The 24,028-nt window shown below is 48.4% G+C and carries 19 protein-coding genes; 10 read left to right on the top strand and 9 right to left on the bottom strand.

Going from position 1 to position 24,028, the window contains the following annotated elements; all coding sequences use genetic code 11:
• Position 1 precedes the first annotated feature (1 nt).
• The 6 genes from M4J38_RS13510 to mutY all read right to left on the bottom strand — a co-directional run bounded on the left by M4J38_RS13510 (position 2) and on the right by mutY (position 5,600).
• On the bottom strand, positions 2 to 1,381 hold the full coding sequence (locus M4J38_RS13510) for a LutB/LldF family L-lactate oxidation iron-sulfur protein (protein WP_251760141.1): 1,380 nt from the start codon (positions 1,379 to 1,381) through the stop codon (positions 2 to 4).
• A 6-nt stretch (positions 1,382 to 1,387) separates the two neighbouring features.
• Positions 1,388 to 1,978, bottom strand: a complete 591-nt coding sequence (locus M4J38_RS13505; protein ID WP_251760140.1) for a DUF3109 family protein — start codon at positions 1,976 to 1,978, stop codon at positions 1,388 to 1,390.
• 87 nt (positions 1,979 to 2,065) lie between these two features.
• Positions 2,066 to 2,647 (bottom strand): gliding motility lipoprotein GldD, encoded by a 582-nt coding sequence (gene gldD / locus M4J38_RS13500; protein WP_251760139.1) that lies wholly within the window; start codon positions 2,645 to 2,647, stop codon positions 2,066 to 2,068.
• Positions 2,648 to 2,655: 8 nt separating this feature from the next.
• On the bottom strand, positions 2,656 to 3,984 hold the full coding sequence (gldE, locus tag M4J38_RS13495; protein WP_251760138.1) for a gliding motility-associated protein GldE: 1,329 nt from the start codon (positions 3,982 to 3,984) through the stop codon (positions 2,656 to 2,658).
• A gap of 54 nt (positions 3,985 to 4,038) precedes the next feature.
• Positions 4,039 to 4,476 (bottom strand): single-stranded DNA-binding protein, encoded by a 438-nt coding sequence (locus M4J38_RS13490; RefSeq protein ID WP_251760137.1) that lies wholly within the window; start codon positions 4,474 to 4,476, stop codon positions 4,039 to 4,041.
• A 65-nt stretch (positions 4,477 to 4,541) separates the two neighbouring features.
• Positions 4,542 to 5,600 carry an A/G-specific adenine glycosylase gene (mutY, locus tag M4J38_RS13485; protein ID WP_251760136.1) on the bottom strand — a complete coding sequence of 353 codons (1,059 nt, stop codon included), beginning with the start codon at positions 5,598 to 5,600 and terminating at the stop codon, positions 4,542 to 4,544.
• A 173-nt stretch (positions 5,601 to 5,773) separates the two neighbouring features.
• On the opposite strand from mutY, the gene M4J38_RS13480 reads away from it, so the two are divergent.
• The 3 genes from M4J38_RS13480 (at position 5,774) to M4J38_RS13465 (ending at position 8,828) form a co-directional block, all read left to right on the top strand.
• On the top strand, positions 5,774 to 6,064 hold the full coding sequence (locus M4J38_RS13480) for an HU family DNA-binding protein (protein ID WP_251760135.1): 291 nt from the start codon (positions 5,774 to 5,776) through the stop codon (positions 6,062 to 6,064).
• Between the two features lie 24 nt (positions 6,065 to 6,088).
• Positions 6,089 to 6,955, top strand: a complete 867-nt coding sequence (locus tag M4J38_RS13475; RefSeq protein ID WP_251760134.1) for a tetratricopeptide repeat protein — start codon at positions 6,089 to 6,091, stop codon at positions 6,953 to 6,955.
• A 322-nt stretch (positions 6,956 to 7,277) separates the two neighbouring features.
• Positions 7,278 to 8,828 (top strand): Rne/Rng family ribonuclease, encoded by a 1,551-nt coding sequence (locus M4J38_RS13465; protein ID WP_251760133.1) that lies wholly within the window; start codon positions 7,278 to 7,280, stop codon positions 8,826 to 8,828.
• Positions 8,829 to 8,898: 70 nt separating this feature from the next.
• Here M4J38_RS13465 and M4J38_RS13460 read toward each other — a convergent pair whose 3' ends face one another.
• Positions 8,899 to 9,588 carry a zinc metallopeptidase gene (locus M4J38_RS13460; protein WP_251760132.1) on the bottom strand — a complete coding sequence of 230 codons (690 nt, stop codon included), beginning with the start codon at positions 9,586 to 9,588 and terminating at the stop codon, positions 8,899 to 8,901.
• Between the two features lie 364 nt (positions 9,589 to 9,952).
• Between M4J38_RS13460 and radA the strand changes: the two genes are divergently transcribed.
• From radA to ricT, 6 genes are all read left to right on the top strand, one after another.
• Positions 9,953 to 11,326: a DNA repair protein RadA gene (gene radA, locus M4J38_RS13455; protein WP_251760131.1), complete on the top strand. Its 1,374-nt coding sequence runs from the start codon at positions 9,953 to 9,955 to the stop codon at positions 11,324 to 11,326.
• 98 nt (positions 11,327 to 11,424) lie between these two features.
• Positions 11,425 to 12,138 (top strand): ComF family protein, encoded by a 714-nt coding sequence (locus M4J38_RS13450; protein WP_251760130.1) that lies wholly within the window; start codon positions 11,425 to 11,427, stop codon positions 12,136 to 12,138.
• A gap of 33 nt (positions 12,139 to 12,171) precedes the next feature.
• Entirely contained in the window at positions 12,172 to 13,563 is a 1,392-nt protein-coding gene (locus M4J38_RS13445; protein ID WP_251760129.1) for a hypothetical protein, read from the top strand.
• A gap of 67 nt (positions 13,564 to 13,630) precedes the next feature.
• Positions 13,631 to 14,152: a glutathione peroxidase gene (locus M4J38_RS13440; protein ID WP_251760128.1), complete on the top strand. Its 522-nt coding sequence runs from the start codon at positions 13,631 to 13,633 to the stop codon at positions 14,150 to 14,152.
• A gap of 58 nt (positions 14,153 to 14,210) precedes the next feature.
• Positions 14,211 to 15,434, top strand: a complete 1,224-nt coding sequence (locus tag M4J38_RS13435) for a DNA polymerase III subunit delta' (RefSeq protein WP_251760127.1) — start codon at positions 14,211 to 14,213, stop codon at positions 15,432 to 15,434.
• Between the two features lie 121 nt (positions 15,435 to 15,555).
• Positions 15,556 to 16,929, top strand: coding sequence for a regulatory iron-sulfur-containing complex subunit RicT (gene ricT / locus M4J38_RS13430; RefSeq protein ID WP_251760126.1), 1,374 nt, complete (start codon positions 15,556 to 15,558; stop codon positions 16,927 to 16,929).
• Positions 16,930 to 17,032: 103 nt separating this feature from the next.
• On the opposite strand, the gene M4J38_RS13425 is transcribed toward ricT, so the two are convergent.
• Positions 17,033 to 18,994, bottom strand: coding sequence for a caspase family protein (locus tag M4J38_RS13425; RefSeq protein ID WP_251760125.1), 1,962 nt, complete (start codon positions 18,992 to 18,994; stop codon positions 17,033 to 17,035).
• A 91-nt stretch (positions 18,995 to 19,085) separates the two neighbouring features.
• On the bottom strand, positions 19,086 to 21,983 hold the full coding sequence (locus M4J38_RS13420) for a glycoside hydrolase family 3 N-terminal domain-containing protein (protein WP_251760124.1): 2,898 nt from the start codon (positions 21,981 to 21,983) through the stop codon (positions 19,086 to 19,088).
• 61 nt (positions 21,984 to 22,044) lie between these two features.
• On the opposite strand from M4J38_RS13420, the gene mutL reads away from it, so the two are divergent.
• A complete protein-coding gene (gene mutL, locus M4J38_RS13415) occupies positions 22,045 to 23,970 on the top strand; it encodes a DNA mismatch repair endonuclease MutL (protein WP_251760123.1) in 1,926 nt (641 codons plus the stop codon).
• The last annotated feature ends 58 nt before the right edge of the window (positions 23,971 to 24,028 follow it).

Raw genomic sequence — 24,028 nt, 5'->3', positions numbered from 1 at the left:
CTTATTTCTTCGAGTTTTTTTCCTTCCACATTTCGTTGAAGGTTTTGTTGGAGAAATCCAGGTCGCCACGGTGCGCGGTCCATCCTTTGAATACTTTGTTCACCATCCAGTTCTTCATTTTCGCATTGCCCATATTCATCATGCCACGGTTCAGACTGGCTTTCTTCCATACCTTCCAGGCGATTTTCTCCCCCCAGGTAGCGATGCCTTCTTCCACGGCTTCATGCCGGTTCTCGAGCAGCAATTCATGGAGGTTGATCTTTACCGCGCATACTTCTGTGCAGTTCCCGCAAAGGGAAGAGGCGTTGCTGAGGTGCTTCCACTCTCCCAGGTCCTTGAGGTGCGGGGTAATCACGGCACCGATCGGGCCGCTGTAAGTGGTTTCGTAGCTATGACCACCAATATTTTTATAAACGGGACAGGCATTGAGACAAGCACCGCAACGGATGCAATAGAGCGCTTCGCGCGTTTTTTCGTTGGCGAGCAGGTTGGTCCTGCCGTTGTCCAGCAGGATAACGATCATTTCTTCGGGACCGTCGGTTTCTCCCTGTTGCCGGGGGCCGGAGATCAGCGTGTTGTATACGGTGAGCTGCTGTCCGGTACCGAATGTAGCGAGCAGGGGCCAGAACAGCGGCAGGTCGTTCATGGAGGGGATCACCTTTTCGATGCCCACCAGCACGATATGTGTTTTGGGGAAAGCGCTGCTGAGCCTGGCATTGCCCTCGTTCTCCGTCAGCGCGATACCGCCTACATCGGCCACAATAAAGTTCGCGCCGGTGATGCCCACTTCCGCCTGCACATATTTTTCGCGGAGTTTTTCGCGGGCAACGAGGGTCAACTCTTCCGGACTCAGCCTGGGGTCGGTACCCAGTTTTTCCGCGAACAATTTCGCCACGTCTTCCTTGCTTTTGTGCATGGCGGGCGTAACAATGTGGTACGGCGGTTCTTCGTCCAGTTGCTGGATGTATTCACCCAAATCAGTTTCTACACTTTCTATATTGTGCTCGTGCAGGAAATCGTTGAGTTTGATTTCCTCCGTAGCCATGCTCTTGCTTTTAACAACGGTGCGGCAGTTCTTTTCCTTACAGATGTTGAGAATTTCTTTCCGTGCCTCTTCCGCGTCCTGTGCCCAGATGATCCTTCCGCCACGGCGCAGCAGTTCCGATTCAAATTGTTCCAGGTACACGTCAAGGTGTTCTATGGCGCGCCACTTCACGTTCTTGGCCCTTTCCCGCGCCAGGTGCACATCGGAGAACTGCTTCTTCCCCATCGGCACCACCGCGTTGTATTTGCTGATGTTGAAGTTGATCTTATTGCGGTGGTCGAGGTCTGCGGCCTTCACAGTACTTTTCGCGATGAACGAGGCGGCGGTTTGGCTCATAATCGTCTATTTCTTTGCGTCAGAAAAATGTTCTTTTGCTACAGCATCCAATGCTTCATAAAATTCGTGCCCGAATTTCCTCGTAAGGGATTCTTTCAGGAAAACATAGGCCGGCACTTTTAGCTTATTGCCCAGTTTACACGCGGCGGAACAGAGGTCCTCACGGGGTTCATAGTTCACGAGGTCAAGTTCTCCATCACTGCTTTTTGAGACTTTAACCGGGAACAGGTGGCAGGAGATCGGTTTTTTCCAACTCACCTTTCCATCCAGGTAAGCCTGTTCGATACCGCATTTTACAATGCCGTTCGCATCGGTCAGCCCATATACACAGATCTGGGAATTGATGGTGGGGGTTACCCAGCCGAACTCCCGGTCGTACACATAAAGCCCCTGGCGCTCGATCTCTTTCACCGCCTCTTCGGGCAGGTAAGGCTTCACATGCTCATATACTTCCTGGATATATGCCAACTCTTCTTTTTCGAGTGGCGCCCCGGCATCTCCGTCTACACAGCATCCGCCTTTACACTTGTTCAGGTCACATACAAAATGTTCCTGCACCACTTCATCACTCACCAGGATATTATCGATGGCTATCATCTTTCAAATAAGTTGTAAAGCTGTAAAATTAGGGATAAATAACCATCCTGCGCTGTGGGGGATTGGCGAAGGCCTGCCGTGAATTGGCTATTTCCACTTCAGGGTGTTCACCAGGTGCTTCATGTCTTCCATCAGAAAACGTTGCACGATGCCCAGGGAATCCTCGTTGGGAGTAGCGTCAAAATACAGCGCCCCGCGCAGAAAATGACGGGTACTGTCGGTGATAAAAAACTGTCTTCCGGTGGCGGTATTCCCCGAAAGTTTGAAGAAAACACCCGATAAGCCGTTAGGGGTCTGGATCAGCGAATCTTCAATACCGGAGGCCCGGCTGGTATGCTGTTTATAGGCCATGTTAAAGGCATCGGTCACCAGGGCGTCGAAATTGTTGTTTACGTCCTTATAACTCACATATATCTTCCCGTTGAACCGCGGAAAGTCGATATTGATCCAGTACTGCCCTTTCACATCATCCTCAAAAAAAGTGGAGTCCTTCACCACTTCGGCGTAAACAGGGTATTCAAAAGTATAAGGATACCCGGGTTGATCGAAGGTGCGGTAAGCCCTTTCCGGGAAATCGATGCGGAAATACCCCTTTGGACGCGGGGTGTATTCGCTGTTACACGAGGCGAAAAGAACGATGAGCAGGAGTACTGAGAATAGTCGGAACATCAGTGGGATTAGTCTGTTGAAGATTGGTTGATATGTACTTTTAGTTTGATGATCCTGTTTCGGGTCACCTCCAGTGCTGTAAATTCAAAATCACCTGCGGAGACCACGGCATCCTGTGCGGGGAATTCTCCTGCCAGTTCCAGGACCAGTCCGGCGAGTGAATCACTGTCGCCACGCACTTCGTCGAAGGTGGTGGCCGGCAGCCCCATGATCCGGCACATGTCGTTGATCATGGTTTTGCCTTCGAAAATATAGGTATGCTCATCGAGTTTCTTGTTCACGCTCTCCTCGTCATCAAATTCATCTTTGATATCGCCGATCACTTCTTCCATAATATCTTCCAGGGTCACGATACCGCTTGTGCCCCCGAATTCATCCACCACAACCGCGAAGTGGATACGTTTCACGCGGAATTGCTGCAGCAGGTCGCGCACCATTTTCTGTTCGTGCACAAAATACGGCGGACGGATCAGTGAATGCCAGTTGAAATCATCAGCCTCATTGAGGTATGGGATGAGGTCCTTGGTATGGATCAGTCCGGCCACTTCATCCATGCTTTTTTTAAAAACCGGCAGCCGCGAATAATGTTGTTCCTCCACTTTCCTTTTGAGTTCCAGGAAGGAAGTATTGTAATCGATACCGGACACATCCAGACGGGTGCGCATAATCTGCTTCACCGTAATGTTCCCGAATTTCACGATGCCTTTCAGGATATTTTTTTCTTCTTCAGTGGCATCGCCATTGGAAGTAAGGTCAATCGCGTCATCCAATTCTTTGAGCGAATACTGCTGGCTTTTCGCACCAAGTCTTTTCTCCAGGCTATCGGAATAGCCCACGAGCCAGCCGCTGAAACCGCGCAGCAGGGAGTGAATGGCGGCCACGACCGGAGCGGCGCTGTAAGCGAAGCGGAGGTTGTTCTGTGTGGCCCATACTTTGGGAAGCACCTCTCCGAAAAGCATCAGCACAAATCCAATGATCCCGATTTTTATCGCATAAAGGAGAATGGTATTATCGATGCCCGTTAACACCATATCAATGGCGAAATTGGAAAGAATAATTAGACAAATATTCACGAAACTGTTGGCGATCAGCAACGATGCCAGCAATGTTTTAGGGGCGGAGAGCAGTTCGATGATTTTACGTGCGGCCGTGTGCTGCCGGGTTTTGAGCATGTTCAGGTCCTTGTAGGTCAGGGAGAAAAAAGCCACTTCCGCACCTGAAACAAGGAAGGAGAAAATAAGCAATACGATGATAACGATAAGCAGCACCGTTGTTCCCTGCGAGCTGGCCTGGAGCAGGAAAAACGAGTGGGGTATGTCAACCGTGTGAGGGTCCAAAGCGATGGGTTTTCGTTAAGAATTGGGCAAATCTAAGGATTAGACTTCACAGAATCAGAAGCTGAGGTCTTCATTGGGATCTGAAAGCGGTGGAATATCATGGTTTCCCATTCCTTCTATCCCTTCTCCATTGGGAAGATGTGCCGGTCCGTGCCCGTCGGCTCTTTTATCCAGCATGATCAGGTTATCCCCGACCACTTCCGTAGCGAATTTTTTATTGCCTTCCTTATCTTCCCAACTGCGGGTCCGTAATCTCCCTTCAATGTACACCAGGCTTCCTTTGTGGAGGTATTTCTGTGCGAGTTCGGCGAGGCCGCGCCAAAGTACCACTGTATGCCATTCCGTTTGCGAGATCAGTTTGCCTGCTCTGTCTTTATAGGTTTCCGTTGTTGCCAGCGGGAACTTCGCCACCGCTATGTTTCCTTCCAGGAACTGCACATCCGGATCTTTACCGAGGTTTCCAATGAGCATCACTCTGTTAACGCCACGCATAGTGTATTGATTTGTTGATTTTACAAACTCCTTTCTGATATATGCCTTTTAAAGTTAACTGAATTTCAGGTAAAAAGAAAGAAATGTTTTGCCTCCTGAAACCGTTTTAAAACGATGGGGAAAGCGTATTCAGTGAGCCTGTTGAAAGGCACATACAGGTATGCATCTTCCAGTTCCGGCTTACGCAATAACCGCGCCGCCACTACCTGTACATGCAGTGTCTGGTGCGTAAGCACATGTTTTACAACAGGTAAAGCTTGTATGGCTTCTATACCGGGCAGGGATACACGGCGAACCAGCTCATCCGCGGAAATAGGTTCATCGGTTTCTATCAATATGAATTCATGCAGGTCTTTCCATATGTCCTTATCCGTTCTTTTCCTGATGTATACACCGTTATTATACGAGGCGGCAACATAGTTTAAATACCGGGTCCTCTTGACCAGTTGCTTGGATTTCACAGGAAGTTTTGCAACGGTATTGGTATGAGAGGCGACACAATCCTTATTCAACGGACAGGTCTCACAGGAAGGCTGTTTCGGCGTACATACCAATGCCCCGAAATCCATAATGGCCTGGTTCCATTCCGCAGGATTTTTTTTATCGAGCCATGCTTCCGCTAATGCGGCGAAGTGTTTCTTTCCTTCCGTGGAATCTATCGGCACGGCCGAACCGGTGTACCTCGACAATACCCTGAACACATTGCCATCGAGCACGGCATGCGGCAACCCGAAAGCGAAGGAGGCAATTGCGGCAGCAGTGTACGCCCCCACCCCTTTCAAAGAAATAATATCCTCGTAAGCGGAAGGAAAGTTTCCATCAAACTCGCTATGCACCCTTCTTGCGGTAAACAGCAGGTTGCGGCAGCGGGAATAATAGCCCAATCCTTCCCATAGCTTGAAAACCGCATCGTCAGGTGCTTTTGCCAATGCGGAGATGGTAGGATACGTTGTAATGAAGCGTTCATAATAAGCCCTTCCCTGCTCCACTCTTGTTTGCTGTAAAATAATTTCGCTGAGCCAGATGCGGTAGGGGTCCTTTTCTCCTTTCCACGGCATTTCCCGTGCATTCATGGTCCTGTTCCATTCAAGGAGGCGCGCTGTTGGGTTCTTACTGTTCGTCATATTCCCCGGCATGAATTTTGAATCTTCATTCTCAATAATTTACGCTTAAAAAAAAAGCGGGGGATCAGAAAAAATATTTAATTTGTTCCATATTATATATAAAATGCAACATCTTTCACCTTAGATTTGTTGTACTTTGAAAATCAATTCAGTAACATAAAATATGTTCAGTTATGAGAAAAGCCGATCTCATCAATCAAATATCTGAAAAAACAGGTATTCCAAAAGTTGATGTACTGGTGACGCTTGAAACCATGTTCAAAGAAGTAAAAGGCGCGCTTGCGAATGGCGAAAACATTTACATCCGTGGATTTGGCAGTTTCATTACCAAAAAAAGGGCCGCTAAAATAGGGCGCAACATCAAGCGCAACGTGGCTGTTCACATTCCCGAACATTTCATTCCTGCCTTCAAACCCGCAAAAGAATTTGTACAGGAGGTAAAGAAACTGAAAAAGGAGGAGTAATTTCGCGTTCTAATTAAGAAGAACGTGAAGAGACAGCAAATGATCCTTGCGGGAAGCGGCATCGCGCTGCTGGCCCTTATCTTTTTTTTCGCACCCGTAACCAAACCGGTGCAGGCGGCGGCAGCAACAACCGAACACCATGAAGGTGACGGGCACGACCATAGCCATGGTGAAGCCGCGGCCCTTTCTATTGAAGCTATCCTGGCTTCCTCCAAACAAAATTTAAGCCCCACCCAACTGGAGTATGTGACCAGGCTCGAAAATGCCGTGGTGCGCGGAGACGTTAAGAATCAATCAGTTCATACGTACCATCAGCTGGCGAGGTTCTGGAAAGACTCCGTAAAAAGTTTTATTCCATACGCTTTTTATACCGGAGAAGCCGCGAAGTTGGAAAATTCTGAAAAAAACCTCAACTTTGCAGCCAATTTATTTTTAGGCAACCTGCAGGTTCAATCCAATTCAGCCCTCAAGGCATGGATGGCCGGGGAAGCCAAAACGTTGTTTGAAAAGACTTTGGAACTGAATCCAGCCAACGATTCAGCGAAAGTAGGACTGGGAAGCTGCTACTTTTTCGGAAACCTCGGCGCGCCAATGGAAGGGATCGCCAAGATCAGGGAAGTGGCGGAGAGAGATTCGGAAAATATGTATGCACAGTTCATGTTGGGCGTGGGTGGTATCATGTCTGGCCAGCTTGATAAGGCAGCTGAAAGGTTCAAAACGGTGATGGCGAAGCAACCGGAAAACGCGGAAGCCGTACTGAGACTGGCTGAAGTGTACGAGATGCAGCACAAGAATCAGGAAGCGATTGAACTGTACGAAAAAAGCAAAGCGCTGATCAACAACCCTGAATTCCGCGAAGCCGTGGATGAAAGGATAAAGAGTTTGAAATAATTTTGATTGATAATAACGTAAACTAATTGAGTCATGCCTTGTGGTAAAAAGAGAAAGCGTCATAAGATAGCAACGCATAAGCGTAAAAAAAGACTGAGAAAGAACCGTCATAAGAAGAAGAAGTAATTTCTGGTTCTTATACTATATCTGTTTCTGTAAGCCGGGAATACCTTTCCCGGCTTACTTGACTTTCGCTGATGCTGTAATCAAAAAAAGCCTCGACAGCAATAATACACGTTGTTTCTGCGTATATACGGCTGTGTTATGGCCCCTAAACAGCATTCCTGTAGATGTATGGCTGTAGTTCGTAAAGAAAAATCTAGTGAACAAGGAACTGATAATAAACGCGGTACCTCAGGGTGTAGAGATTGCATTGCTGGAGGATAAAAAGCTGGTTGAGCTTCATAATGAAAAGAATGACGCCAACTTCGCCGTGGGCGATCTGTACCTGGGAAAGGTTAAAAAGCTGATCCCCGGACTGAACGCCGCATTCGTGGATGTGGGCTTTGAAAAAGATGCATTTCTTCATTATACCGACCTTAGCCCCTACGCCAGGTCTATCCTGAAGTTCACGCAGATGGCTATGGTGGATCAGACACCAGAAGGATTTGATTTCGCCAAATTCACCGTAGAACCCGAAATCGTAAAAACAGGTAAGGTGAACGAAGTACTGGGCGGTAAACCCAATATCCTCGTTCAGATCCTGAAAGAACCCATCGCCGCCAAAGGGCCCAGGCTCAGTTGCGAAATATCCCTGCCGGGCAGGTTCGTGGTACTCACCCCCTTCAACGACATTATCGCCGTTTCCAGAAAGATACACTCCGCTGAAGAAAGAAAAAGACTGCAGCGCATCGTGGAATCCATCAAAACAAAAAACTTCGGGGTAATTGTAAGGACCGCCGCCGAAGGAAAGAATACGGCCGAACTTCATGAAGACCTGAGCACACTCATCGAAACATGGCACACCATTCAACGTAACCTCAAAGGTTCGGTGGCCCCCGCCAAGATATTGAGTGAGCAAACCAAGACCACCAGCATCCTCCGGGACCTGCTCAATGAAGATTTCAACAAGATCGTGCTCAACGATAAAACAATCTTCAACGATACTAAGAGTTACATCCAGAAGATCGCGCCCGAAAAAGCCGATATCGTTTCTTTCTACAATTCCGGCGCTCCCATATTCGACCATTTCGGGGTAACCAAGCAGGTGAAGTCTGCTTTCGGTAAAACCGTGAACCTCAACTCAGGCGCATATCTTATTATTGAACATACCGAGGCCCTGCATGTAATTGACGTAAACAGCGGCTACAAAAGCGTGAGCAACAACCAGGAGCAGAACGCCCTGGAGACCAACCTGGAAGCGGCGGAAGAAATAGCCCGTCAACTCCGGCTCCGCGACCTCGGTGGCATCATCGTCGTGGATTTCATTGACATGAAATTACCCGACAACAAAAAAGCGCTGGCCGACGCCATGGAGAAGTTCATGAAACCGGACCGCGCCAAACACGCGGTACTGCCCATCTCCAAATTCGGACTGATGCAGATCACCCGGCAAAGGATGAAGCCGGAAATCAATATCAATACCCAGGAAGTTTGTCCTTCCTGCCACGGAACAGGTAAAATCACCTCCACACTGGTACTGGAAGATGAGATCGAAAAGAACCTCAGCTACCTGGTTACCCACCAGCACAACAACCTTACCCTGATGGTGCACCCTATCCTATACGCTTATCTTACCAAAGGATGGCTGTTCTCCAAAGCCCGCAAATGGCAACGGAAACACAAGACCAGGCTTACGATAAAAGAAAATACCAATTACCATCTTACCGAATTCAACTTCTTCGATCAGCACGACGAACAGATTAAGTTGTAAGAACGAAACTTATTATAAAGAAAACGGCGCTCCATCAAAGAGCGCCGTTTTGCTTATTTAAGTTGTGCTGTTAATCTCTTCTCGATCCTGAAAGATAGATCAGCAGGTACTGCACCAGGGTAACTATGGAAGCGATAGCCGCCACTACATAAGTCATTGCAGCCCACTTTAGCGCGTCTTTCGCCTGCGGGTACTCCCGCTCATTGGTCACATTGGTGTGCCCAAGCCATGCCAGCGCTCTTTTGCTCGCGTCAAACTCCACCGGAAGCGTAATTACTGAAAACAAGGTAGTCACTGCAAACAGGATAATACCTGCCAACAATAGGCCAGGGAATGCATTAGCCATTACAACACCGGCTAATAATACCCACTGCACAATAGAAGAACTAAACTGCACAGCCGGAACCAGTTTTGAACGCATGGTAAGCCACTGGTAAGCCGTGGCGTGCTGAACGGCGTGACCGCATTCGTGCGCCGCCACGGCAGCCGCAGCCACACTATTGCTGTGGTAAACATCCGGGCTCAGGTTTACCGTCTTGTTGGTAGGATTATAGTGATCGGAAAGGAATCCATCCACTGAAATCACCTTTACATCGGTAATTCCATTCTCCCGCAACATCTTTTCCGCGACTTCGCGGCCGGTAAGCCCGCTTCTGAGGGCAACTTCCGAATATTTCTTGAATTTGCTTTTCAGCCTCCACGATACCAGCATACTCACCAGCAGGAAGAAAATGGAGACCAACATAATTTCGAATGTCATAAGTATCTCTTTTTTAACTCATAATCTAGCTATCAAATTGATAACCATACCGTTTTTACACCCTAAAATTCCGCCTTTTTGTCGGTATAAAAAATTATAAAATGACGTAGCGACACAATGGCATTTTCACGGAAAAATCAACCGCCATATTTGCCACTACCTAATTTTTAATATGTTTATGTATTAAAATCAATTATTTATATTTTTTTATTGCCCGTTTTACCCCAAAAGTTATTCACACCGCCAAAAAATAATTTTGTTATGTAGGCTGAATTTGTAATTTAGTGCAAGAATTTAATGGGTTAGTAAGTAACAAGGGTCGGTAGAAATACCGGCCCTTTTACATTTGTGAAAACGGCAGGTTATGAGCAAATTGAAAACGGCATTTTTTTGTCAGCACTGCGGATATGAGAGCCCCAAGTGGTTAGGAAAATGTCCATCCTGCCAGCAATGGAATTCTTTTGTAGAAGAGAACATCCGAAAAAAAGAAGACAAGGATGTTTTCAATTGGAAAGAAGATACAAACGATAAAAGAAAAACGGTTACCGTTGCACTGCACGATGTAAAAGTAAAAGAAGAGCAACGCATTCAAACAGAAGATCCGGAACTGAACCGTGTACTTGGTGGAGGAATTGTTCCGGGCAGTATTATTCTCGTTGCAGGTGAACCAGGTATTGGAAAATCAACGCTGTTCCTTCAAACAGGTTTGCGTTTAAAAAATATCCGCACACTTTATGTGAGCGGAGAAGAAAGTGAGCAACAGATCAAGATGCGCGCGGATCGTATACAGGTTACAAACGATTCCGTATTCCTGCTCACAGAAACAGATACACAAACAATATTCCAGGAGATCAGGAAACTGAAACCGGAAGTTGTGATCGTTGACTCGATTCAAACTTTACAATCACCCCTTATAGAATCTTCACCCGGCAGCGTATCACAGATAAGAGAATGCGCCGCGTTGTTCCAACGTTTCGCGAAGGAGTCCGGCATTCCCGTATTCCTTATTGGCCATATCACGAAAGACGGCAGCATTGCGGGACCGAAGATACTGGAACACATGGTGGATACCGTTTTACAATTTGAAGGCGACAGGCACTATGCTTACAGGATATTACGCACGTTGAAGAACAGGTTCGGCAGCACCGCGGAACTGGGTATATATGAAATGAACTCGAAGGGCATGCTGCCCGTGCTTAACCCCAGCGATATCCTCATCACACAAAAAGAAGAAGCGCTGAGTGGCACGGCTATCGCCGCAACCATTGAAGGGATGCGCCCTTTATTAATAGAAGTACAGGCCCTGGTAACGCAATCCGTATATGGCACCCCACAGCGAACGGTAAGCGGATATGATCTCCGAAGGTTACAACTATTGCTTGCCGTATTGGAGAAAAGAGGCGGTTTCCATTTCGGAATGAAAGATGTATTCCTGAACCTCGCGGGCGGATTAAAAGTGGAGGACCCCAGCATCGACCTTGCCGTGATGGCCGCGTTGCTCTCTTCTTATGAAGATGTTCCGCTCCCACCTGTTATCTGTTTTGCCGGAGAAGTCGGACTCAGTGGTGAGATCAGGGCGGTGAACAGGATTGAACAACGCATCGCTGAAGCCGAAAAAATGGGCTTCGGAAAAATAATCGTTTCCAAATACAATCAGAAAGGACTGGGCAAACAATCCTTTAATATAGAAGTGATCCCCATGGGCAGGATTGAAGAACTGTACAGCTATCTTTTCTGATGCTACGTGTTTTGCGCAGGCCGCTACCCGTTTTAATACGGTAACGTTTTGAGGGAAACACGGTTTTTGGAGCAAAACGATTTGCTGAACTTGCACCAATGAAAAGAATGTTGAGTGATTGGTGTGAAGGATTGATGCAGTTATTTTTTCCTGTTCAGTGTCTCGGGTGCGGCAATGATATTGTACAGGCCAATAACTATTTCTGCCTGCTGTGCATGAGCAAGTGGCCGTTTACAAAATTCGAACGCTGGGAAGAAAACCCGGTTGAAAAGATATTCCGGGGAAGAGCCGACATTCATCAGGCGATGGCTTGTTGTTTCTTCAATAAAGGCTCCGGCATTCAGCAGCTGCTGCACTTATTGAAGTATAAGAACGAAAGAACGGCGGCCGGGTTCATGGGCAGGATGATGGGAAAAGTATTAAGTGATGCTCCGTTGTATAAGGAAATTAACCTCATCGCGCCAGTGCCCATGTTCCCGCGCAAAGAGCGTGCAAGAGGGTACAACCAGGCCGCCCTGCTTGGAAAAGCGATCGCGGAAACATGGCAAGGAAAGGAATTTGACCCGCACCTGTTGGTTAAACGCAGTCAAACGGATAGCCAAACCCGGAAATCCCGCCTGGAAAGATGGATAAACATGAAAAGCAGGTTCTCATTGAGTGACCCGGAGCGGGTTAGAGACAAACACATTCTCCTGGTAGACGACGTAATCACCACTGGCGCCACATTTGAATCCTGCGTTCATGCGTTATACGAAGGAAAACCCGCATCGGTGAGCATCGCGGCATACGCATGGGCGGCCACGGTGCTCTAGGTAAGAAAATGAATTACATTTACGCCTGAAAGAATGAAAAAGTTCCTCATCATATTATTGGCATTGCTCCCTGTTTTGTTGTCGTGCAACAAAGAATCCTTCATTACCGGCAAAGAAGCAAGATTGGGCATTTCAGCAGACAGCCTGCTTTTCGATACCGTTTTCACCACAACAGGGTCGGTCACGAAAGTGTTCAAGCTGTTCAACAACAACGATCAGAAATTACGGTTAAGTGAAGTAACGCTGGCAGGAGGAACGAACTCGCCATTTAAGATAAACATCGATGGAATGGCGACCCATACTGCACGTGATATAGAACTGGAAGCCAACGACAGTATGTACGTGTTCGTAAATGTTTCCATCAGTGCAAATGGTGACAACCAGCCATTCATCCTCTCCGACAGTATAAAGATTGCGTTCAATGGCAACGAAACCTTCGTTCAACTGCAAGCCTGGGGCAGGAACGCACGCTTCCTGCGCAACCATACCATCGGTGCAGATGAAGTATGGGACAACACGCGCCCTTATGTGATACTGGGTCCATTGCAGGTGGACACGGCCGTTACCCTTACCATCCTGGAAGGAACGCAGGTCTACCTTCATGCAGATGCTGCTTTTATTGTGGATGGTACGCTGAAAGTGAAAGGAACGAAAAAGGACTCCGTGGTTTTCCGGGGTGATCGGCTGGATGAAACTTACCGCGACCTTCCCGGAAGCTGGCCTGGAATTATTTTCCGTGGAGAGAGTAAAGAGAATGAACTCGAATGGACGCATATCCTCAACAGTTACCAGGCGCTCATCGTTGATGGCCCCGCACCCGGAACACAACCAAAGTTACGGTTGCGCCAATGCGTGATCAGTAATATTTATGACGCTGGTATCCTTGCGCAGGCAAGCTCTGTTGAAGCGGAGAATTGTCTTATCACCAACTGTGGTTCGAATATAAGTCTTGAGCTGGGGGGAGACTACCGTTTCACGCATTGCACGATCGCGAGTTATGGCAATAATTATATTCAGCATAAAACGCCGGTTGTCCGTTTGCTGAACCATGCCGTCATTGGCGGAACGGAAGTCACGGTTCCTTTATATGCGGGTTTTACAAACTGTATTTTTTGGGGCGAAAACGGAAATGTCGACAATGAGATTTTCGCTGAAAGAAAAGGTACCACACCTTTCGAAGTTAATATCCGGAACTGCCTCTATAAAGCTAAAACGGAGAATGCTTTATTTAACGTCATGTCTTCGGTTAAGAATACAGCACCGGCATTCGACAGTATTAATACTGCTTCCAGGTATTACAACTTCAGGCTAAAGGAAGGATCTCCGGCGTTGAACATCGGGGCGGCAACGGGAATTGTGTTTGATCTGGATGGCAATAACCGGCAGGTAGGGCCGCCGGATGCAGGTTGTTATGAAAAACAATAACATAAAGCAACCTCTATCGCAACCAAACAGACTATATATTGTTTAAATAATCGAAAATGAACTCATTATGTTAAAAACGGTTTTAATATCAGCAATTGTGGCATTAGCAGCCGCGGCAACGTCAATTTATGATTTCAAAGTTGCGTCTCTGGATGGTGGCACCATCGATTTTTCAAAATATAAGGGGAAAAAGATCCTGATTGTGAACACCGCTTCCAAATGTGGATACACCAAGCAGTACAAAGGGCTCCAGGAATTGTATGAGAAATACAAGGATAAACTGGTGATCGTCGGCTTCCCCGCGAATAATTTCGGTGGGCAGGAACCTGGTTCTAACGAAGAGATTGAAGCTTTCTGCGAAAAAAATTATGGCGTAAGTTTTCCAATGGCCGAAAAAATCTCCGTGAAGGGCGATGATATTCACCCACTGTTCAAATGGCTCACCAACAAAAAAGAAAACGGGGTGATGGACGCCGATATCCGCTGGAACTTTACCAAGTTTCTCATCAACGAGAAAGGCAAGCTGGTCGCTAAGTTCGACAGCGCGGTGGAACCAATGAGCCCGGATATCCTGCAATACCTCAAGTAGGTATGAAGGGTTTACATTGTGTGTGAACCCGGCGGCAATAACCACTATATTTGCTGCTATGCTTTTTAAGGATATCATTGGTCAGGAACAAACAGGCAATAACCTTGCGGAACTGGTGCAGCACAACCGGTTAAGCCACGCTTTGCTCTTTTTAGGGAAAGAAGGATCTGGTGCGCTCCCGCTTGCGCTGGCATTTGCCCAGTACATCGTTTGTGAGTGGAAGAATGGGAAGCCTGTTTCTCCGCAAAGTGCAGGACTGTTCGGTGCGCCTGAACCTGAAACGGATGATGCAACAGGAACCGGGAGCAGTACCATGCTCAGTGCCTGCGGACAGTGTTCCTCCTGTTTAAAGGCGGCGCAAATGGTGCACCCGGATATCCATTTTTCTTACCCGGTCATTCCGAGGAAGGCAGGCGATAAGCCGGTCAGCACAGATTATATCACCGAATGGAGGGAGTTTCAGAAGTTATACCCATACGGAAATGTATTCGACTGGCTGCAGTTCATCGGGGCGGAGAACAAGCAGGGGAACATTACGGCGCACGAATGCAACGAGATCATCCGGAAGCTGAACCTGAAAAGTTTTGAGAGCGAATACAAGATACTGGTGATGTGGATGCCCGAATACCTGGGCAATGAGGGCAACAAGCTATTGAAACTGATTGAAGAGCCGCCACCGAATACCCTTTTTATACTCGTGGCCGAATCGGAAGCGCAGATTCTTCAAACCATTCTTTCCAGATGCCAGCTCGTGAAAATCCCGATTCCGGAGGACGCACAAATTGCGGCCGCCCTCGAAACAAAATGTGGATTGGAACCCGCAAAGGCCAGGGCCATAGCCGCCATTTCAGAAGGAAATTACCGGGAAGCCCTGCAACAGATGCAGCACGCGGGTGACGATTGGATGGACCTGCTCCGGGAATGGCTGAACAGCATCCTGAAGTCAGGGCCAACGGCACAAGTGAAGTGGATCGAAGAAATGGCCAAACAGGGCAGGGAAAAGCAGAAGCAGTTTCTGAAATACTTCTGTCACTTATTGGAGCAGTCGGTAAGAGCGGGAGTACTTCCCCCGGATAAAATTTCCGCCAGCGAAACGGAGCTGGATTTCGCGCACAGGCTAAATAAACTGACCAATATCCACCAACAGGAGGCCATCATCAGGGAGTTGGACCAGGCCGCCTACTACATTGAGCGGAACGCCAACGCTAAAATGCTGTTCCATGCCCTCACCATAAAGCTTTCCCACATCATTCGAAACAAATCTTTAATTTTGATGGATTAGCGTTAACCTTATTACATTAATATAAATCACGATATACAGAATGGGATGCAGTAGCTGTGGAACAGGAAAACCAAACGGATGTAAAAGCAACGGAGGATGTAGTACCGGTGGTTGTAACCGGATGAATATACACGACTGGCTCGCCAACCTGCCTTTCAGCGACCCTGAAAGTTCATGCAGGATCGTAGAAGTCTCTTTCAACCAGGGAAGCCGGAAGGACTTCTTCAGGAACAATAGTCTCCAGTATTTCGAAAAAGGAGAAATGGTTTCTGTGGAAGGGGTGAGTGGCTTCGATGTGGGAGAAGTAAGCATGACGGGCGAATTGGTGCGCCTTCAACTGAAGAAAAAAGGGATCTCTGAAGCCGACCCCGAAATCAAAAAGATACTCCGCAGAAGCTCCGAAAAAGACCTCGATCTTTTCAAGACCAATAAAGCACGTGAAAAAGAAGCACTGGTAAGGAGCCGCGCCATTGCCCGGCAACTGAAACTGGAAATGAAACTGGCAGAAGTGGAATTCCAGGCCGACGGCAGAAAAGCGACCTTCTTTTATACCGCGGATGACCGGGTAGATTTCCGGGAACTCATCAAATTGTTCGCTGGTGAATTCAGGGTAAAAGTGGAAATGAGGCAGATCGGTTCCCGCCAGGAAGCCGGCAAAGTGGGAGGCATTGGCAGTTGCGGACGCGAACTGTGTTGCAGCACCTGGTTGAGCGATTTTAAATCGGTGAACACTACTGCGGCCCGCTACCAAAACCTTTCTATCAACCAAACCAAACTCAGCGGGCAATGCGGCAGGCTGAAATGCTGCCTGAACTACGAACTGGATACTTATCTTGATGCCCTTCAGGCTTTCCCGGATAATGTGGAACAACTGAGGGTAGCCAAGGGAACCGCCAACCTGATCAAACGCGACATCTTTAAGAACCTGCTCTGGTATATACTCCCCGATTCCAGTAAGCAATACCCGCTTACCATTGAAAGGGTAAAGAAAATAAAAGCATTGAACGCCCAGGGTGTGATTCCCGATGAACTGGAAGCCGTGGAAGTGGTGAGCTCCAAACCCAAAGAAGTGGAACCGGAATTTGTGGATGTGGTGGGGCAGATCAGTTTACGCTCCCTCGAAAAAGCCGATCGCCGCAAAAAGCAACAGAAGCAACAAGGACAAGGTGGCGGTAACGGTCCGCGACAAATGCAGGTACAGAAAAGCGGACAGGGCGCGCCTGGTAACCAGGGCGGCAACCAGCCCCAGGGCCGCGGAGGTCAGCAACGTCCTCCCCAGCAAGGCAACAGGCCGCCACAACAGGGACAACAGCAGCCACCCCGGCCACAACAACCGAGGGGACCAAGGCCAGAAAACGAACAAAAACCAAGGGGACCACGCCCGGAAGGCAACCAACCCCGCGGACCAAGGCAGGAAGGCCCGAGAAGGCCGCCCCGGCCGCAGAACCAGGGACCAAGGCCACCAAAAGACAACAACGCTCCGCCTTCAGCATAAACTAAAAACGAAAAAGCTCCCTATTAAGGAGCTTTTTTTATTGGTCAATCTTTGGAAGCGCATCCGGTTTAACCCGGACACGCTTTTACTGAACGAATTGGCGTTATTGCGTTTTCGCGGAGAAGAAGAAGTCCCCGATCAGCGATGAGGTTTCCCATGGAACCTGCGAAGTATTCGACTTCGTCAGCACACTTTTCCGAACCTGTTTGAATACATCTTCAATTTTCGCACCGGGCTGTTGGATATAACGCAGCAGTTCTCCGGTGTACAATCCATTGCTGCCACTGCCATCGGAGGCCGTCTTATTGGGCGCGCAGGAATAAGCGATGATGGAACCTACTGGCGCATTCATGGTTGCCAGTCCGGGATTGGAATCGTCCCTTGAGAAACTTCTTTCAAACGGATTGTTCCGACATGCATCCAGGATAATGATGTTCGCCTTGGTGCCCGCCAGTTCCATCTTACTCAAAATGAAATCGGCATTGATGCAGATAAAACGGATATCATCTTTGGAGGTGATGCGCGCATCGGCTGGAATGAGGTAGTTCACGCCATCTACCTGCATCCCGTGCCCCGCATAGAACAACATGCCTACCGTGTAATTCTTCAGCCTTTCCCCGAACTCCTGGATGGAACGAAACATCTGGTCACGCGAACCATCGTTCAGCTCAATCACATCAAAACCAATCGCACGGAGAGCCGTTGCCATGGAACGCGAATCGTTTACGGGATTCTTCAGTTTGCTCACGCCATTGGTATAGTTGGAAACACCCATTACCAGCGCCAGTCGTTTTTCTTTTACGCCAGTAGTATTTCCGGCGGTAAAGCCCCCGTTATTTTTGGTAGTGGTGGTATTGGTATAAGTTGAGTTGTTATTATTGGTAGTATTGGTGGAAGTATTATTGTTGTACCCGGAATTGTTGTTGGTGTTGGAATATGTATTGTTCCCGGTAGTATTGTTGTTCGCATACCCGGCATTGTTGTTCACCGGCATGGTCTTCCCAACATATTTTCCTTCCTGGAAATACCCGTCATCGATGATGCCATCGTGGTAGAAGTAGAATCCTTTTCCATCGAAGAACTGGTTCCTGAAATTCCCTACATATTTTCCACCTTCCGTAAAATAGAAGTAGCCGCTTCCCGTGCGTTTGTTGTCTACCCAGTCGCCGTAGTAATAATCTCCACTATCGAAAAAGTAAGTGCCTTTTCCGTTGCGGTATCCATTTTTGAAATTGCCGTTATAAAACCCATTGTTGTAGATAAAAACACCGTTGCCATTGTTGCAATCGCCACTGATGCAGCCGGTTTTTGCCCCGGCTGTGGTAACGTACTGGTCCTTGGTTTTGGTGAGACGGTCCATTTCCCAGAGTCCGATGGATTTACGGCCATCGGGGTAGTAGTTCATGCCCCACTGGTTGCGGCGGCCTTCTTTCCAGAACCCCGCGTACTTTTCACCATTGGCCCAATAATACACACCGAAGCCATTCAGTTTTCCTTCCGTAAATTCTCCGATGAATTTGGCGCCGCTGGAATAATAATAAGAGCCATATCCGTCCAGTTTATTGTTCTTGAAATAACCAAAATAGCGGTCGCCGTTGTTAAAGGCGAACATACCGTATCCATTTGCGCAATCGCCGTTCAGGCAGCCTTTGGCATCTGCCCCTTTGCCATAGTAAGATATTTTCCCTTTGTATTCTCCTTTGGTCCATAATCCGGCCTGCACCCTGCCATCGCGGAACTTGTAGGTGCCTTCGCCTTCATACTTGCCATCTTTGAATTCCCCGAGGTAAACATCGCCGTTGGCATGGTAATACACCCCATAACCGTTCAGTTTATCGTTGCGGTTTTCGCCGATGTGTTTTGCCCCGGTGCTCCAGGTATAAACACCGAATCCGTTCCGGAGACTGTTCACGTGTTCTCCGGCATAAGTGTCGCCTGTGGAATATTTATAGGTACCGAACCCGTTGTTGCAATCGCCACTCTGGCAACCCTGGGCATGGGCTCCGTTAAAAGCGGAAATCCCGGTCATAACCAGGATAAAGAGCCGGAGAAGATACGGTTTCATATTGTTGCGGTTTAAGGTATGATTACGCAGTAAAGTTAGCATTCATGACAAGCTTTTACAATACCCTTTTAACGGTATATTCCCCGGATTATTACTCCCGGATCAGGGATTGATAAAGAAGATCATGTACCTGACCGCGCACATTCATACGGAGTAATTTCGGGTTATTTCCGTCCGGACAAACACGGTTGGAAAGGAAGATATACACCATTTTTTCGGCGGGATCAACCCATACGCAGGTGCCGGTAAACCCGGTGTGCCCATAGGTGAATGGCGATACAGACGCGGCGGGATAAGGTTCTTTGCGGGTGGCGTTGTCCTTTTCGGGTTTATCAAATCCCAGCGCTCTTCTGCTCACGGCTGTTCCATAAGAGGTGAAAAGGTCAATGGTTTCTTTTTTGAAGTACCGCTTTCCCTCCCAAACACCACCATCCAACAGCATCTGGAACAGCTTCCAGAGGTCGCGCGCATTGGAGAACAGACCTGCGTGCCCGGCAACATTGCCCATCAATGCGGCACCGGGGTCGTGCACATAGCCCCTGATCTGCTGCAGGCGGAAATAGGGTTCTTTTTCAGTAGGCGCCACCGCACTGATGGGGAAACGCTCATAGGGCCTAAACCCGGTGGTTTCCATACCGAGGGGTACATAAAAATGCCGTTGCACATATTCCTGCAACGGCATCCCTGAAATTTGTTCCACTACTTTACCAAGGAAGATGAAATCGTTGTCGCTGTAAACATAGTTTCCTGAGGGCCCCAGCGGACTGGTCAGGATGCGCTGGTAGATCGTGTCTACCCAATCCGTTCGGAGAAACATCGTATCGGCTACCGGAACCGTGTAAATACTGTCGGAATGCGCGTTGTAAAAACCCTGTTTCGGGATGCCGGACACACTGTCCAGGGTTTCCCGGTAGAACGGTATATATGACCGGAGACCAGCCTGGTGCAACAAGATATCCTCCATTACCAGGTTTGCCTTATCTGTACCTGCTACCGAAGGAAGGTAATCCCCGAGTGTTTTTTTCAGGTTAATCTTTCCTTCTTCATAGAGTTTCATGATGGAAACGGTGGTAGCGGCGATCTTGGTAACCGAGGCCAGGTCGTAAATCGTTTCTTTGGTTACCGGGTGCAGGTTGGAATAATCATCGTAGCCGAAAGCTTCTTCGTAAACGATCTGCCCGTTGCGGGATGCCAGGACTACGCCACCCGGAGTGGCGCCATTGTAAATAGCCTGCTCCACAATGGTTTTAACGCCCTGCAACTTCTCAGCATCCATGCCCCCATTGCCATTGATCAACGTGGAAAGGTAATCCGTAACGCCTGTGCCATAAAGTAACTGCGGGGCCACTGTTACAGGGAGCGTTCCCTGCGCTTCTTTCTTTCCCAATAAAATTGCAGTGGCTGTTTTTTGCGTCACCTCATCGTCTTCGTAAGTGGTGATCAGTGTTTTTGCCTCCGGGAAGAAACCGATGGCATACGGGTTACCGAATACAATGGTGATAGGATTCGTTTCTTTATTAAGTGCGCGCACCAGTTCCATGGCTGGTGCTGATATACCGAAATTATTCGCGGGCCTTCTGCTGAACTGGTGTACGCCGATGATTACTTCATCATATTTATCTTTCAGCAGATCAGTAAGGGTGGCTACACGCGTAAGGTCCTGTTTGTAGTTGAAGTAAAACACGTCAGCATTGTATTCCGCTTTCATCTGTTCAGAAAAAATGTTTTCTCCACTGATGCCCACACCCACATAAGCCACTTTTTTCCGGGCATCCATTTTCAACGGAATCTTTTTCGATTCATCGCGCACCAATGTTAACGCATGATCGGCGATGAGTTGCTGGATACGCGCCGTATGTTTGTTGAGGTCTTCCGTAAGGCCTTTTGTATCGATGGGTTTGAATGCATTCAACCCGGATTCGTATTTGGCGATCAGCACTTTCTTCACCCTTGCATTGATCTCCTTCCAGCTCAGGTCGCGCCTTCTGATGGCCCGTTTAACCAAACGGATGCTTCCCGGAATATCGCCGGGTAAACAAAGCATATCGTTGCCCGCGATCAGTGATTGTACCGATGCTTCTCCCGCCGGATAAAATTTTGCAACGCCTTTCATTTCAAGCGCATCCGTAAAAGATATACCCTGGTAGCCCAGGTCCTTCCGCAGCAATTCAGTTACATTTTTATAAGAAAGTGAAGTGGGCTGATTGGCGGTATTGTCGATGGAAGGAATGAACAAATGGGCGATCATCACACTACCTACTCCTGCTTCAAATATTTTCCTGAACGGGTACAGTTCCAGCGAATCCAATTCCGCCATTGTTTTATTGATCACGGGAAGATCATAATGTGAATCCACGGCAACATCTCCGTGACCGGGAAAGTGTTTCGCGCAGCCCATCACGCCTACATCCTGCATGCCTTTCATGTATTGTATGCCATACAGCGCCACCTTGTATTTGTCTTCCCCGAAGGAGCGGTCGTTGATCACCGGGTTCGCGGGGTTGTTGTTGATGTCCACCACAGGCGCGTAGTTCACATGAATGCCCAGGCGTTTACATTGCTCTCCTATCGCCTTGCCATATTCGTATACTACCTTCGGATCGTTCACCGCACCCAACATCAGTTGTCTTGGAAAATTGATCACGGAATCCAGTCGCATGCCCAATCCCCATTCGCCATCGATACAGATCATCAACGGTGTTTTAGCGATAGACTGGTAGAAATTGGTAAGATTGGCCTGCCGTACGGGACCACCCTGAAAAAAACAGAGTCCGCCGATATTGTATTTTTCTACCAGTTCCGTTACCTGCTTCACATGATCGGCGCCCAGGTTGGAATGCGCCCGCACCACCATCAGTTGCGCGATACGTTCATCCGGTGAAAGTGTATTCAACACACTGTCGGCCCAGGCCCCGGCCTGTGGGGATTGTGCCTGAAGGGAAGATTTTCCGAGACAAAACAAAAGGGATACGAGCAAAAGATTCTTCATGGGTTTACTTGTAAAACGTACCAAATAATAGCAATAACTTTGCTACACAAATTAAGAAGAATTGAGCGACATCATACAATTATTACCGGATAATATTGCGAACCAGATAGCGGCGGGAGAAGTGATCCAACGTCCGGCCAGTGCGGTGAAAGAACTATTGGAAAACGCTGTGGACGCGGGTGCCACGGAAATAAAACTCATCATACAAGATGCGGGAAAAGCGCTGATACAGGTAATCGACAACGGGAAAGGGATGAGTGAAGGAGACGCCCGGCTTTGCTTTGAACGCCACGCCACTTCCAAGATCAGGAACATAGACGATCTTTTCAGCATACGTACCATGGGCTTCCGCGGTGAAGCGCTCGCCTCTATCGCAGCGGTGGCACAGGTAGTGCTGAAAACACGCAGGCAGGACGATGAAGCAGGAACCTTACTGGAAGTGGAAAACAGCGCCGTTACCCTGCAGGAACCCTGCGCTACATCCATCGGCACCAGCATCGCCATGAAGAACCTGTTCTTCAATATCCCCGCACGCCGGAACTTCCTGAAAAGTAACGCGGCCGAAATGCGGCACATCGTGGACGAATTCATCCGCGTGGCCATGGCATTCCCGCATATCCTGTTCACGTTATCCAGCAACAACCAGGAACTCTTCCACCTTGAAAAAGGATCGCTGAAACAACGCATCGTGCAGCTACTCGGCAGCCAGTACGCTTCCAAATTAGTGGCCGTACAGGAACAGACCGATTACATGAATATCCACGGTTTCGTAGGCAAACCGGATACCGCAAGAAAAACACGTGGCGACCAGTACTTTTTCGTGAACAACCGCTTCATCAAAAGCGGCTACCTCCACCACGCCCTGATGAACGCCTACCAGGACCTGATTCCCGCAGATTCCTTCCCCATGTACGTGCTGTTCATCGAACTTGATCCCTCACAGGTAGATATAAACGTGCACCCCACCAAACAGGAGATCAAATTCGAAGACGAGAAAATCATCTACGCCTTTGTGCAGGCAGCCGTGAAACACGCACTCGCCCAGTTCAGCATCACCCCAACACTTGATTTCGACCTCGACGTGAATATCCAGCAACTCGACGCCGTAAATAAACCTTTCACCGACGATAAAAAATCCGCCGCGGCTTCTTCCTCTCTCTATCAGGCCTTCACGCAAAAGAACCAGGCACACTTCATCGAAAAATCTCCGGTTGGCGACTGGAAATCTTTCTTCGAACCTTCCGCTAAAAAGGAAGAAGGCTTCGCACTGCCCGGTCTCGACGAAACCATCGCCTCCCGCAACAGCAAACCCGAAGACAGGTTCGAATATGAAATACCGGCCATGGCTATGCGCAGTCATTCCATGCAGGCCGTGCATTCCGAAGAGACTATGCTCTCTTCCAAATGGGGCGTACCGGAGGACCCGTTCTGTATGCAGTTGCACCAATCGTTTATCCTGGTACAAACACATATCGGTTTTATCGTGGTGCACCAGCAACTTGCGCACGAACGCATCCTTTACGACCGCTATGCCATCGCGATGACCGGCAAACCCGTTCCCAGCCAGCAGTTGCTCTTTCCCTCCACCATCGACCTCTCCCCACAGGACGCGGTGCTGCTGCAGGAACTCCTCCCCGACCTGCACAATCTCGGTTACCAACTGGGTGATTTCGGAGGCAACAGTTTCGTGATACAAGGCACGCCCGCCGATGTTACGCACGGCAACGAAAAACAGGCCATCGAAAACCTGCTGGAACAGATCAAACATTTTTCAGGGGAACTGAAATTCTCTAAAAGAGAAAAACTCGTCCGATCGCTGGCCACGCAACACGCCGTAAAAGCAGGGCAACAACTGGGTATGCCGGAAATGAAGAAGATTGTGACGGAGCTGTTCCGTTGTAACCAGCCGAATACTACGGCGAACGGGCATCCTACCTTTGTGGAGTTTAAGAAAGATTACCTGGAGAAGATGTTTCTGGGGAGGTGATCACGCAAAGGTGATTTATATTTCACGCAACGACGCTACGACGCAACGGATTTGCGTA

The organism is Parasegetibacter sp. NRK P23, from assembly GCF_023721715.1.
GTDB lineage: Bacteria > Bacteroidota > Bacteroidia > Chitinophagales > Chitinophagaceae > Parasegetibacter.
This window is presented reverse-complemented; position numbering and strand designations above follow the sequence as displayed.